12 protein-coding genes are annotated in these 12,651 nt (G+C 61.4%); 2 read left to right on the top strand and 10 right to left on the bottom strand.

Annotated elements, in window-relative coordinates; all coding sequences use genetic code 11:
- Positions 1-120: 120 nt before the first annotated feature.
- Positions 121-480 carry a helix-turn-helix domain-containing protein gene (locus tag QF039_RS11515; RefSeq protein ID WP_307518167.1) on the bottom strand — a complete coding sequence of 120 codons (360 nt, stop codon included), beginning with the start codon at positions 478-480 and terminating at the stop codon, positions 121-123.
- A 98-nt stretch (positions 481-578) separates the two neighbouring features.
- On the opposite strand from QF039_RS11515, the gene QF039_RS11520 reads away from it, so the two are divergent.
- A complete protein-coding gene (locus QF039_RS11520) occupies positions 579-1,328 on the top strand; it encodes an SDR family NAD(P)-dependent oxidoreductase (RefSeq protein WP_102369069.1) in 750 nt (249 codons plus the stop codon).
- A 350-nt stretch (positions 1,329-1,678) separates the two neighbouring features.
- On the opposite strand, the gene QF039_RS11525 is transcribed toward QF039_RS11520, so the two are convergent.
- The 5 genes from QF039_RS11525 to QF039_RS11545 all read right to left on the bottom strand — a co-directional run bounded on the left by QF039_RS11525 (position 1,679) and on the right by QF039_RS11545 (position 5,908).
- Positions 1,679-2,728 (bottom strand): alcohol dehydrogenase, encoded by a 1,050-nt coding sequence (locus tag QF039_RS11525; protein ID WP_307518170.1) that lies wholly within the window; start codon positions 2,726-2,728, stop codon positions 1,679-1,681.
- Between the two features lie 84 nt (positions 2,729-2,812).
- Positions 2,813-3,970: an FAD-dependent oxidoreductase gene (locus tag QF039_RS11530; RefSeq protein WP_307518172.1), complete on the bottom strand. Its 1,158-nt coding sequence runs from the start codon at positions 3,968-3,970 to the stop codon at positions 2,813-2,815.
- Between the two features lie 2 nt (positions 3,971-3,972).
- A complete protein-coding gene (locus QF039_RS11535; protein ID WP_177042040.1) occupies positions 3,973-4,641 on the bottom strand; it encodes a cupin domain-containing protein in 669 nt (222 codons plus the stop codon).
- 71 nt (positions 4,642-4,712) lie between these two features.
- Positions 4,713-5,054, bottom strand: coding sequence for a carboxymuconolactone decarboxylase family protein (locus QF039_RS11540; protein WP_218172331.1), 342 nt, complete (start codon positions 5,052-5,054; stop codon positions 4,713-4,715).
- Positions 5,055-5,134: 80 nt separating this feature from the next.
- Entirely contained in the window at positions 5,135-5,908 is a 774-nt protein-coding gene (locus tag QF039_RS11545; RefSeq protein ID WP_307518175.1) for an SDR family NAD(P)-dependent oxidoreductase, read from the bottom strand.
- 197 nt (positions 5,909-6,105) lie between these two features.
- On the opposite strand from QF039_RS11545, the gene gcvA reads away from it, so the two are divergent.
- Complete coding sequence (gene gcvA / locus QF039_RS11550) at positions 6,106-7,044, top strand: transcriptional regulator GcvA (RefSeq protein ID WP_307518176.1); 939 nt, start codon at positions 6,106-6,108, stop codon at positions 7,042-7,044.
- Between the two features lie 6 nt (positions 7,045-7,050).
- On the opposite strand, the gene QF039_RS11555 is transcribed toward gcvA, so the two are convergent.
- From QF039_RS11555 to QF039_RS11570, 4 genes are read right to left on the bottom strand one after another with little or no spacing between them, the layout of a single operon-like run.
- Positions 7,051-8,631, bottom strand: a complete 1,581-nt coding sequence (locus QF039_RS11555) for an ABC transporter ATP-binding protein (RefSeq protein ID WP_008433389.1) — start codon at positions 8,629-8,631, stop codon at positions 7,051-7,053.
- A 15-nt stretch (positions 8,632-8,646) separates the two neighbouring features.
- On the bottom strand, positions 8,647-9,669 hold the full coding sequence (locus QF039_RS11560) for an ABC transporter permease (protein WP_173883025.1): 1,023 nt from the start codon (positions 9,667-9,669) through the stop codon (positions 8,647-8,649).
- Positions 9,669-10,733 carry a microcin C ABC transporter permease YejB gene (locus QF039_RS11565; RefSeq protein ID WP_003217676.1) on the bottom strand — a complete coding sequence of 355 codons (1,065 nt, stop codon included), beginning with the start codon at positions 10,731-10,733 and terminating at the stop codon, positions 9,669-9,671. Before QF039_RS11565 ends, QF039_RS11560 begins: the two co-directional genes overlap by 1 nt.
- Positions 10,720-12,558 carry an extracellular solute-binding protein gene (locus QF039_RS11570; RefSeq protein WP_307522953.1) on the bottom strand — a complete coding sequence of 613 codons (1,839 nt, stop codon included), beginning with the start codon at positions 12,556-12,558 and terminating at the stop codon, positions 10,720-10,722. Before QF039_RS11570 ends, QF039_RS11565 begins: the two co-directional genes overlap by 14 nt.
- Positions 12,559-12,651 lie beyond the last annotated feature (93 nt).

Consider the following 12,651-nt stretch of genomic DNA (forward strand, 5'->3'; position numbering starts at 1 on the left):
TCGCTACATAGTCACCAACGGCAGGGTGTCGTGAATAGGCAATGGATACGGGAGATAGACGTAAGATATTGATTTAACTCAACTAAATATCCATTTAGTCGAGTTGGATATTTCGCGAATTTAAGGCTGGGCGAGGGCGGTCGTTCGGCGCTCACTAATGCGTTCAACCGCCAGCATATGGTCGGTGCCCCATTGGCAAAGCGGCCCCAATACCTGGGCCAGCGAGCGTCCGAAGGGAGTCAGGGAGTATTCGACCTTTGGCGGTATCTCCTTGTAGTCGATGCGCGCGATGATCTCATCGCGTTCCAGCTCCTTCAATTGCTGGATCAGCACCTTGTCCGTCACGCCGCCAACGGCGCGCCGCAGTTCGCCATAACGGTGAACTTCATGGGCCAGGTGATACAGGACCAACGGTTTCCATTTCCCGCCAATCACCGCCAGGGCGGCGTCGAGCCCGCAGTTAAAGGTGCTGTTTGACATGTTTTTGCCCTCAGGCTGGGTACTTACCAAAAGGTGCATACTATTCAAAACAATAGCGCAGATCTACGCTTGGGCCTCAACATTTGAGGGAAACACTCATGAACAGGCTCAACGGGAAAATCGCCATCGTCACCGGTGGCAACAGCGGGATCGGCTTGGCCAGCGCCATACGCTTTGCGGCCGAAGGTGCACAGGTCGTTATCGTGGGACGCCGCCAGGATGAACTGGACAAAGCCTTGGTCCTGATCGGGCATGACGCGATCGCGATCCAGGGCGACATTTCAAACCTTCGTGATCTTGAGCGGGTATTCGCGCAGATCAAGGCTGACAAAGGTCGTGTTGATGTGTTGTTCGCCAATGCGGGCCTTGGGGATCTGGAGCCCATCGGTGCGATCACGGAGGAATCGTTTGATCGCACCTTTGGCGTGAACGTGAAAGGCACGTTGTTCACCGTACAGAACGCGTTGCCATTGATGAGCGCCGGTGGCTCGATTGTGCTGACAGGTTCGACGACGGCCTCGATGGGCACCGCAGCGTTCAGCGTATACAGCGCGTCGAAAGGCGCACTGCGAAACTTCGCAAGAAGCTGGGCGCTGGATCTGCAAGGCACAGGTATTCGCGTGAACGTGCTATCACCTGGGCCGACAACGACACCGGGTTTGGACAGAGCGCTATCAGGTACCGGCCAGAAGGATGCGATTGTCGATTCGATGGTTACGCGTGTACCGCTGGGTCGTATGGGGCAGCCAGATGAAGTGGCGAATGCGGCATTGTTCCTGGCATCGGATGAGAGCAGCTTCATGACGGGCAGCGAGATGTTCGTGGATGGCGGTTTCGCTCAGGTGTGATCCAGGCTCATCGACCAAATCGAGAAAGGCTGGGTTTGGTCGATGAGGAGCGTGGTGCACTGGTTGAAATCTGGCTGGCACTGACCCTGATAACGGATCATATGATTGCGCATAATGTATATTATGTTAAATCACGTATAGCGCCCGGGATTTGCTTGAGCAGGATCAGCGCCCCGTCGAATTGCAGTCCCAGATTGGCCGAGGCATTGCTAATGCCTGCAGAGGTGCATGGCCAATTCCGAGCGGACGCCCTCCTCCAAGCTCTTCAGCCGTCGGCATCGGCAGTCTGTTGGGGCAGTGTTGAGGTCATGGTTCTTAATGGGTGTCGAGTACCCATCGCAAGGTCGTCATCACGGGTCGATGCGCGCAGCGGCGTGCTCACCTGCGATGCTCAATACCATGCGGAATTTGACGTCGCCGGACTTCATCCGTTGGTAGGCTTCATTGGCCTGTTCGAAGGGCATCACTTCGATCCTCGGGCGTACGCCAGCCAGCACGCTGAAATCCAGGGTCCTTTCGTTTTCGTAGGGCGAGCCGGTGATCGAACCCAGCAGGCTGCGCTCACCCACGACCAGGTGGCCGGTCGACACCGGCAACGGATCTTTGCCCGCTCCAAGCAGAACAAGACGGCCTTGTGGTGCGAGCCCGGCCATGAGCGCCGATACGGTAGCAGGGGCGCTGATAGTACTCACGATGGCCTGAGCGCCGCCCATTTCCTTGAGCTTCGTCGCCGCGTCTTCTTCATGGGTGTCGATGTAGGCATGGGCTCCCAGGTTCCATGCGTCGTCGGCGATATCAGTGCCGCGCCCGATGGCAACCACGCGAAACCCCATCCGGCGCGCATACTGCAGGGCCATATGCCCCAGGCCGCCAATACCAAAGATGGCAACCGTATCGCCCGCTTGCGCGCCGCACTTCTTCAACGCATTGAACGTGGCGATGCCGGCGCAAAGCAACGGCGCGGCTTCCTCGGCAAGGAGTTCGTCAGGAATCGATACCAACCCGGAGGCTCGCGCCAGCATCATTTCGGCATAACCACCGTCGCAAGTAGCGCCGACAAAGGGCTGGTGTTGGCACAGCTGAAAGTGCCCCTGGCGGCACGGTACACATTCGCCGCAAGGCCCGCCCAGGCGGCCCACGCCCACATGCTGGCCGACTTTCCAGAGCGATGGAACGTGCTCGCCCAGCGCGGCGATGCGGCCGACCACTTCATGACCCGGCACACGCGGCGGCTGCAGTGCAGGGTCTGCCCCTTCGATGTCGCCAATATCGGCACCACAGATGCCGCAGGCCTCCACGGCAATCAGCACCTGCCCACTACCAGGGGCAGTTGTTGGACGGTTAACCAGCTCCAGAAAACCCGGTCGGGTGACTTGCATGGCACGGTATGTAGCGTTCATAGCCCTCGGCTCCTGAAAAGATAAAAAACGGAAAGGTGTCAGGCCGAAACAACAACGAGTGCCGTCTTGCCTTGCGATCTCAGGTCAACGCTTCGATGGATTCAACGCAGCCGCACTGGCATGTTCAGTCAACGCCTTCACGCCCAGGCCGGCGGCCTCGACGGCCCCGGCCAAATAGCCGGAAAACTGCGGCGACCACTCGCTGGCGATGCCTGTCAGGCATCCCTGCCAGGGTCCCGAAGTTGCCTTGGCCGAGGGCGCCCGGGCATGCTGGGCCGCGGCATTTACATCGACTGCAGTGGCCGTAAGCGGGTCTTGCGCCCAGTCCTTGATGGCTTCGGCCTTGGGCGTCGCCGCCAGAGGGCCAAACATCCGGACCAGTTGCGCACGGCAGTGCGTGCGCAATACCTCGTCGGAGACCGTGCTGCGTACACGCGCCGGCACGCCCAGGAAGCCAAACAGCGCTGCGCTGCCACCCGGCATGGAGGCGTCATGGATTTCACCCAGTGGCCCACGTGCACTGCGGCCTTCACCGGACAACCCCTGCTCCCGCCAGAACGGTGTGTCATAGATGGCGACGTACTTGGCTTGAGGTGCCATCCACGTCGCCGTTTCACGCCACTGCAGGGCCAGCGATGCAGGCAAGGCCGGTTCGAATGCGATGGTGCTTTCGACCAGTCGAGGCGGCAGCGCCAGCAAGACATGCTCGGCCTGCCAGGCACTGACATGGCCTGCGGCGTTTTCGCTCTCAAGCTCGATACAACCGTGGTGTTTGCGAAGTCGGCGCACCGTGTGGCCGGTGATGATGTTTGCCGGGGCGAGCTTATCTCGCAGGGCTTCGGTCAAGCGCCCCATGCCACCGGCCAGGCGCATGGACGCGGGCGAGTTCACGTAGCCACGCATGCGCACAGCAGGCTCCTCGGGTGAGCGCTCCACCATCATGTCGCCCTCCTCGAACTGCTCAAACCGCTCCAGGCCCAAGGCCTCCACCAGCCGGCCAAGCTCGTATTGGTAGCCAGGCCAGAACCAGGTAGGGCCCAGGTCGAAGCGGTCGATGCCGTCGATGTTCGCTGCAATGTGGGTAACGGCCTGGCCGGTGGCGTCGATGGACGCAATACGACCGCCGAGGACTTCCCTCCCCTCCAGCAACACATAATCGGTGATGCCCTGGCGTTCCAGCAGGTAGGCGGCGTACAGGCCGCTCAAACCGGCGCCAACGATAGCAATGCGTACCGTGTACATGCTCATTCCTCTGCCGCCACATCGGCCAGGTGGCCCGTTTTGAGGTACAGGGTGGCGCCTTGGTCGCCAGCGTAGAGGTTCGCAGACTCACCAGCAGGCAGGCGCACCCAACTGCCGCACTCGTATGCCTTTCCATCCAGCGTCACGTTGCCCGCCAGCACCAGCAGTTCAGCGCCATCAGGCAGCGTCTCGAAAATCGCGTCATGCGGTGCCAGACGTTGCAGACAGACCTGCTCCGTTTCATCACGGAACAGCGTGCAAACCTCGCGCCGGCCCTCCCGACGCCACGCGGCAGGGTCACGGGTATCAATGCGCACATGGCGCTGCTCGCGTCCCTGCATCTGCTGAAGCTTGACGAAAATGACGGCGCCCCCGGCGCTGGAGGGTTGATGGCTGGACCCGGGGGGATTGCGCAAATACCAACCCGCCGGGTAGTCCCCACTTCCGTCGGAGAAGGTCCCCGACAACACGAGAATCTCCTCTCCCCCGGGATGGGGGTGGCGAGGGAAACGGGAGTCAGGGGCATACCGCACAAGGCTGGTGGCACGGGCTTGTTCCGCGCCCACGCGATCCAGCATCACGCGCTCGACGCCATCCTGGGGCGAAGCCACCCATTGACACTGCTGGGACGCCACGATGGCGCGGCGAGTGAAATCGGCATTGATCAGCATGAGGGTTATCCAAGCGGGGACAAAGACACCGGCCAACCCGTCCGTGGGTGGTCGGTGCCTATTGATAGGGCTTACTGACTGGGCAGCTGTTGATAGGCCTCGACGACGCGTGCCGAGTACGTCAGCGCAGCACCCGCGTTCAGGGCAATCGCCACACCGAGGGCTTCGGTGATTTCTTCAAGCGTGGCACCGTGCTCCACCGCCTTCTTGGTGTGAACGGAAATACACCCGTCGCAGCGCGTGGTCACAGCCACCGCCAATGCGATCAGCTCGTGGATCTTCGGTTCCAGATGCCCCGTCTTGACCGCCGAATTGTCGATCATCATCAGGCCGCGCATTACGTCGGGGTTTTGTTTGGCGTAGTCGCCCACGCGCTCCATCAGGGCGTCGCGGTAGCCATTCCAGTCTTGCATCATGGTCTTTCTCCAAAAACAGATTGAAGCCAGGTGTGGGGGCACGCCTGGCAAAGAACTCAGTGCGTCAGCGGCGCAGGTCAGTTACGGCCAGCCATGACACCGCCATCGACGTCCCAGACGGCGCCAGTAACCCAGCCCGCCTTGTCCGACAGCAGGAAAGCGACCACTTCGGCGACATCCTGAGGCGTGCCCACACGGCCAATCGGGTGGAAGCTGTTGAAGCCTTGCAGCGCACTGTGCACTTCGGCTTTTGGAATGAAGCCTTCGTAGATAGGGGTCTGCACCACGGCAGGCGACACCGCGTTGACACGGATGTTCTTGCTGCCCAGTTCCATCGCCAGGTGCTGGGTCAGCGAGTGCAGGCCCGCCTTGGCCATCGAGTAGGCCGACGACGGTGTGGCCGCGATCGCCTGCTTGCCCCACATCGAACCAATGTTCACGATCGCGCCCGGGCGGTTCTTGGCGACCAGGTTGGCGGCAACGTTTTGCGTGATGAAGAAGGTCGCTTTGTTGATCGACATGTACTGGGCGTAATCGGCTTCCGAATGCTCCAGGAATGGCTTGGGGAAGAACACGCCAGCGGCGTTGACCAGCAGGTCGATATCCGAATGCTGTTCGTCCAGGGTTTTGATCAGCGAAGCGACGGCGGCGTCGTCGGACAGGTCGGCGGTCAGCGCCCATACCTGGCCCAGTTCAGCCAATTCCTGGCGGGCTGCTTCGGTTTTCTCCGGGCGGTTGCCCACGATAACCACGCTGCCGCCCTCGGCCAGTACGGTGCGCGCCGTCTGCAGGCCCATGCCACTGGTGCCACCGACGACCAACAGCTTCTTGCCCTTGAATTGATTGCTCATCTTGAAAATCTCTCTGTGCGCCCGCCGCCAGGCAGGACTTGAATGGAAGAAAAACTATTGTTTCCAATGGCACTCGCATGCCTATGCGCTCACCCATCAAACAGATCAACAGTCGGCATGGAGGCGATTTTTCTCCTCTTCCGGCCCGCAGACAAACGAGATAAAGTGTCAGCCCCAGAAAGAAAAACTTTATCGATATGAAATCGCCCGTCCATCTCAACGCCCTGCGTGCTTTCGAGGCCAGCGCCCGCCATCAGAGCTTTTCTTCGGCGGCGGTCGAACTCAATGTCACACCCGCCGCTGTCGGTCAGTTGGTCCGTACGCTGGAAGACTGGCTGGGTAGCCCGCTGTTTGTGCGCGGTAGCAGCGGTCGGGCACGGCTTGTACCTACTGAGGCGGCTGAGCGTGCATTGCCAGACATCCGGGCAGGTTTCGACAGGCTGGCGTTGGGGATGGAACGACTTAGCGAAGGCTCGATCAGCGGCGTACTGACCGTGGCCGTCAGCCCGGCTTTTGCCGCCAAATGGCTGTTGCCTCGCATCGACCGCTTTCAGGCGGTGTGCCCCGAAACAGACGTGCGTCTGGATACCAACCTTAAACCGGTGGATTTCGTCGCCCAGCGGATCGATATCGGCGTGCGTTATGGCACGGGGCGTTGGCCGGGGCTGACCGCCGAGAAGCTGATGGACGAAGAGGTGTATCCGGTGTGCTCGCCACAACTGTTGCGCGAGCATTCGCGTTTGCAAAAAACCAGTGACCTGGCACAGGAGACGTTGATTCACGACCTTTCGATGGATAGCCATACCGGCTTTCCGAGCTGGGAAACCTGGATGCAGAAAGCCGGATCGAAGGACACCCTCTCCCTGCGAGGCATGCAAATCAACAATTCTGCCGCCGTGTTGCAAGCTGCGGTTGAGGGGCATGGTGTTGCGCTAGCCCGCAGCGTCATGGCGCACGACGATCTGGCAAGCGGACGCCTGGTGAGGCTGTTCCCAGAGATCAGTGTTCCATCGGAGCTGGCCTACTACGTCATTTATCGGCCAGAGTGCGCCAGCCTGCCCAAACTGACGACGTTCCGGGACTGGTTGTTGGCAGAAGCACAGCAGACGGTAAAGCGTGAGATCAGCGCCCACTAGGCTGTACTACTCGCGATTCCTCAACGACGACGCTACCAGCAAATCCCGCGTATAGGCATGCTCCGGTGCGTCGAACAACTGCTCGGTACTCCCCGCCTCCACCACCACGCCATCCTTCACCACGATCAAGTCGTGAGCCAACGCCCTCACCACCGCCAGGTCGTGGCTAATGAACAAGTACGTCAGCCCATGCTCCTCCTGCAACCTGCGCAGCAAGCTCACCACCTGCTTTTGCACGGTGCGGTCGAGGGCTGAGGTGGGTTCGTCGAGCAATATCAAATCCGGCTTGATCACCAGTGCGCGGGCGATCGCGATGCGTTGGCGCTGGCCGCCGGAGAATTCGTGGGGGAAGCGATGGCGCGTATCGGGGTCGAGTCCGACGTCGCGCAACACGGCAATCACTTGAGCTTCGCGCGCGCAAGCATTGAGGTCCGTGTGTACGCGCAGGCCTTCTTCGATGATTTGCTGCACGCTCATGCGCGGACTGAGGCTGCCGAACGGGTCTTGAAACACCACCTGTAGTTTGCGCCGCCACGGACGCAGGGCCTTGCCTTTGAGTGCGTCGAGGGCCTGGCCCTGGAAGCGAATGCTGCCTTGGGCGTCGATCAACCGCAGGATCGCCTGGCCTAGGGTGGATTTGCCCGAGCCGGATTCGCCAACAATGCCCAAGGTTTTGCCACGTTGCAGGCGCAGGTCGATGCCGTCCACCGCCTTGATCGGAGGTTTGCGCCGCAGCAGGCCGCCTTGCGGGAACCAGACCTTGAGGTTGTCCACTTCCAGCAGGTTGTCCGCCGTCTCACGCACCACCGCCCTGCCCTCTGGCTCGGCTTCGAGCAACTGCCGGCTGTAGGCGTGCTGCGGCGCGGCAAACAGTGCCTGGCAGTCGGCCTGTTCGACGATCTGGCCGGCGCGCATCACCGCCACGCGCTGGGCGATGCTGCGCACCACGTTGAGGTCGTGGCTGATCAACAGCAGCGCCATGCCCAGGCGTTGCTGCAGGTCTTTTAGCAGCGCAAGAATGCGTCGCTGCACGGTCACGTCCAGGGCCGTGGTGGGCTCGTCGGCGATCAACAGCAGCGGTTCGCAAGCCAGGGCCATGGCGATCATCACCCGCTGGCGCTGCCCCCCGGAGAGCTGATGCGGGTACGCCGCAAGGCGCTGGCGCGGCTGCTGGATGCCCACCAGTTCGAGCAACTCCAACACGCGCTCACGCGCCGCCGCACCGCCCAGGCCTTTGTGCAGCAGCAGGGTTTCGGACAGCTGCCGTTCGACGCTGTACAGCGGGTTGAGCGAGGTCATCGGCTCCTGAAAGATCATCGCGATGCGATCGCCGCGAATCTGCCTTAAACGCTCCGGCCGCGCGCCGAGCAGCTCTTCGCCCTGGTAGCGAATACTGCCCTGGGTACGCGTGGTGTGGGGCGGCAGCAATTGCAGGATCGAGTGGGCGGTCACCGATTTGCCGGAGCCCGACTCGCCCACCAGCGCCAGGCACTCGCCCGGGTGAATATCCAGGTCGATGCCACGCACCGCTTTGTGCCCGTCGAACGCCACTTTCAGGTTACGAATTTCAATCAACGCGTCAGTCACGGCACAGCTCGCTTATCAGGATCGGGGGTCGAAGGCGTCGCGGCAGGCTTCGCCGATAAACACCAACAGGGACAGGATCAACGCCAACGCAAAAAACGCGGTCAGCGCCAGCCACGGGGCTTGCAGGTTGTTTTTCCCCTGGCCGATCAATTCACCCAGGGACGCACTGCCCGTGGGCATGCCAAAACCAAGAAAATCCAGGGCGGTGAGGGTCGAAATGGCCCCGGTCAAAATGAACGGCAAGTAGGTCAAGGTGGCAGTCAGCGCGTTGGGCAGAATGTGCCGCAACATCACCTGAACATCGCCCACACCCAGGGCTCGCGCGGCCTTCACGTACTCCAGGTTGCGCCCGCGCAGGAACTCGGCGCGCACCACATCCACCAGGGTCAGCCAGGAAAACAGCGCCATGATCCCCAGCAGCCACCAGAAACCCGGTTCGACAAACCCGGACAAGATGATCAGCAAGTACAGGACCGGTAGCCCCGACCAGATCTCGATCAGGCGCTGCCCCAACAGGTCGACCCAACCGGCGTAATAGCCTTGCAGCGCGCCGGCGGCGACCCCGATCAAAGTGCTTACCACGGTCAGTGCCAAGGCAAATAACAGCGATACCCGGGTGCCGAAAATCACCCGCGCCAATACATCCCGGGCTTGATCATCGGTGCCCAGCCAGTTGCTCGCGCTGGGCGGCGCCGGCGAAGGGGTCGTGAGGTCGTAGTTGACCGTGTCGTAGCTGAACGGAATGGGCGCAAACAGCATCCAGCCGCCCTGCCCTTCAATCAGTTCATGCACGTAAGGGTCACGGTAATCCGGCTGAAACGGCAACGTGCCGCCGAAATCCTGCTCGGTGTAGCGCTCGAAGGCCGGGAAATACAGTGAACCCTGGTACGCCATCACCAGTGGCTTGTCGTTGGCCAGCAGTTCGGCACCCAGGCATACGGCGAACAGCGCCAGGAACATCCACAGCGACCACCAGCCGCGGCGATTGCGCTTGAAGTGCAGCCAGCGGCGACGGGTGATCGGAGTAAAAACCGGCATCAGTGCGACCTCGCGGAAAAATCCAGCCGGGGGTCCAGCAGGCGGTAGCACAGGTCGCCCAGCAACTTGATGACCAACCCGACCAGGGTAAAGATAAACAGCGTGCCGAAGACCACGGGATAGTCCCGTGCCACTGCCGCTTCGTAGCTCAGGCGACCGAGGCCGTCGAGGGAGAAAATCACTTCAATCAGCAACGAGCCGCCGAACAACATCGCGGTGAGCGCCTGGGGCAGGCCAACCACGATCAGCAGCATGGCGTTGCGAAACACGTGTTTGTACAGCACCTGTTTTTCGCTGAAACCCTTGGCCCGCGCGGTCACTACGTACTGGCGGCTGATCTCGTCGAGGAAGCTGTTTTTGGTGAGGATGGTCAGTGTGGCAAAGCCGCCAATCACCAGCGCCGATACCGGCAAGACAAGGTGCCAGAAGTAGTCCACGACCTTGCCCGCCCATGACAGGCTGGCAAAGTTCTCCGAGACCAGGCCGCGCACCGGAAACCAGTTCAACAGGCTACCGCCGCCGAATACCACGATCAGCAGCAAGGCGAACAGAAACGCCGGCATGGCGTGGCCGATAATGACCGCCGCACTGCTCCACACATCGAAGCGGCTGCCATGGCGCACGGCCTTGCGGATGCCCAGCGGGATCGACACCAGGTAACTGATCAGCGTGGCCCAGAAGCCCAGGGACAAAGTCACCGGCAGTTTTTGCAGGATCAGGTCGGTGACCTTGGCGCCGCGGAAGAAGCTATCGCCAAAATCCAGCCGCGCGTAGCTGCTGAGCATCAACCAAAGGCGTGCGCCAAGGGGCTTGTCGAAGCCGTATTGGCGCTCGATATCGGCCACCAGCGCCGGGTCCAGGCCACGAGTTGTGCGCGATTCAGTGCTGCCGGTTTCCACCCGTGTGCCGGCCACCGACGCCTGGCTGCCGATGCCTTGCAAGCGCGCGATGGCTTGCTCAACCGGGCCACCCGGGGCGGCTTGCACGATAAAAAAGTTGACCAACAGGATGCACACCAGCGTTGGTACGATCAGCAATAAACGGCGCGCGCTATAGGCCAGCATGTTGGGAAGCCTCAGTCAGTTGACGCATCTGTGCGGTGGTCAGCGGTGTCGGGCTCACTTCCCACCAGGTGTCGATGCCCACGTCATTGAGCGGCGCTGTGCGGGGCCGACCAAAACGGTTCCACCACAGCGAGGACGAGCCCGGCGGGTAATAGTTGGGAATCCAGTAGAAGCCCCACTGCAACACGCGGTCGAGGGCATGGGCGTAGCGCACCATGGTCGGGCGGTCGTTGGCGCGGACAAGGCCATCGATCAAGGCGTCCACCGCCGGGTTGCGCAGTGCCATGTAATTGTTGGAGCCAGGGTCATCGGCACTCTCGGAACCGAAGTAGTTGGTCAGCTCGCGGCCCGGCGATGGGCTGACCGGGTAGCCGTTGACGATCATGTCGTAGTCCCGTGCGCGCACTCGGTTGGCGTATTGGGCCGAGTCGATCATGCGGATCGTGAAGCCGATGCCGATCTGCGCCAGGTTGCGTTTGTAGGGCAGCAGCAAACGCTCGAAGCCTTTCTGGGCATTCAGGAAGGTGAACTGCAACGGCGTGCCCTCGGCGTTAACCAACTGGTCGCCGCGCGGCGTCCAGCCCGCCTCGGCCAGTAACTTCAGCGCTTGCGCCTGTTGCGGCCGAATGCGCCCGCTGCCATCGGTGCGCGGCGGCTGGTAGACCTGGGTGAACACCTCCTCCGGCACTTGCCCGCGCCAGGGTTCCAGAATGGCCAGCTCCTGGGCATCCGGCAGCTGGGTGGCCGCCAATGCGCTGCGGGAAAAGAAGCTGCGCTGACGCAGGTACAGGCTGTGCATCATCTGCCGGTTGCTCCAGTCGAAATCCCACAACAGGCTCAGCGCCTCGCGCACGCGGCGGTCCTGGAACTGCGGTTTTTGCAGGTTGAACACAAAACCCTGGGTGCCCTGCACGGCATTCGGTGCCAGTTGTTCACGTTGCAGACGACCGTCGCGCAAAGCCTCGCCGTCGTAGCCCACCGAATAACTGGTGGCGGAAAATTCGCGATTGAAGTCGTAACCCTGGGCTTGCAGGATCTGGCGCGACACGTCGCCGTCGGCAAAAAACTCAAGCCGCAGGGTGTCGAAGTTGTACTGCCCCTGCGTCACCGGCAGGTCTCGCCCCCACCAGTCCTTGACCCGTTCGAAGGTGACACTGCGGCCGTTGTCCACGCTGCTGATACGGTACGGGCCGCTGCCCACCGGCGGTTCAAAGCCGCCGCCGTTGGCGAAATTGCGCCCCTGCCACCAATGTTCCGGCAGCACCGGCAGTGAAGCGAGGTCCAGGGGCAAGGTGCGATTGTCGGCGCTTTTGAAGGTGAACCGCACTTGGGTCGGCGATTCCACCAGCACCTGGTCCACATCGGCAAAGCTTTGGCGATACGCCAGGCTGCCTTCGGTGGTGAACAGCTTGAAGGTGTAGGCCACGTCCTGCGCGGTGATGGGCGTGCCATCGGCAAACCGCGCCTTGGGATTGAGGTAGAAACGCAACCATGAATGGTCATCTGCCAGCTCCATGCCTTGCGCGACCAACCCGTACACGGTGTACGGCTCATCCTGCGAACGGTACGCCAACGGGCTGTAGAGCCAACCCTGGATCTGGGTGATGCCGGTGCCTTTGTCGACATACGGGATCAGGTGATCAAACGCCCCGCCTTCCATGGACGAACGACGAAAACTGCCGCCCTTGGGCGCGTTCGGGTTGACGTAATCCAGGTGTTTGAAGTTGGCCGGGTACTTGGGCGCTTCGCCGTATACCGTCAAAGCGTGCGTCGGTTGAGCGAGCAGTGACGGCGCCCAAAGCCCCGCCAGCAGTGCCCACACCATGAAGCGAAACAGGCTCACAAACTCAACTCCTTTTCCAAAAACACTGAAGGCTCACTTATGCAGGGTTGTGCGTCGACGCCAGGGTTTTTATAG

Origin of the sequence: Pseudomonas sp. W2I6 (assembly GCF_030815935.1) — a bacterium.
Classification (GTDB): Bacteria; Pseudomonadota; Gammaproteobacteria; order Pseudomonadales; family Pseudomonadaceae; genus Aquipseudomonas.

Coding starts and splice junctions, on each gene's coding strand:
- QF039_RS11515 (WP_307518167.1), bottom strand. CDS start 480: ATGTCAAACAGCACCTTTAACTGCGGGCTCGACGCCGCCCTGGCGGTG.
- QF039_RS11520 (WP_102369069.1), top strand. CDS start 579: ATGAACAGGCTCAACGGGAAAATCGCCATCGTCACCGGTGGCAACAGC.
- QF039_RS11525 (WP_307518170.1), bottom strand. CDS start 2,728: ATGAACGCTACATACCGTGCCATGCAAGTCACCCGACCGGGTTTTCTG.
- QF039_RS11530 (WP_307518172.1), bottom strand. CDS start 3,970: ATGTACACGGTACGCATTGCTATCGTTGGCGCCGGTTTGAGCGGCCTG.
- QF039_RS11535 (WP_177042040.1), bottom strand. CDS start 4,641: ATGCTGATCAATGCCGATTTCACTCGCCGCGCCATCGTGGCGTCCCAG.
- QF039_RS11540 (WP_218172331.1), bottom strand. CDS start 5,054: ATGCAAGACTGGAATGGCTACCGCGACGCCCTGATGGAGCGCGTGGGC.
- QF039_RS11545 (WP_307518175.1), bottom strand. CDS start 5,908: ATGAGCAATCAATTCAAGGGCAAGAAGCTGTTGGTCGTCGGTGGCACC.
- gcvA (WP_307518176.1), top strand. CDS start 6,106: ATGAAATCGCCCGTCCATCTCAACGCCCTGCGTGCTTTCGAGGCCAGC.
- QF039_RS11560 (WP_173883025.1), bottom strand. CDS start 9,669: ATGCCGGTTTTTACTCCGATCACCCGTCGCCGCTGGCTGCACTTCAAG.
- QF039_RS11565 (WP_003217676.1), bottom strand. CDS start 10,733: ATGCTGGCCTATAGCGCGCGCCGTTTATTGCTGATCGTACCAACGCTG.
- QF039_RS11570 (WP_307522953.1), bottom strand. CDS start 12,558: ATGGTGTGGGCACTGCTGGCGGGGCTTTGGGCGCCGTCACTGCTCGCT.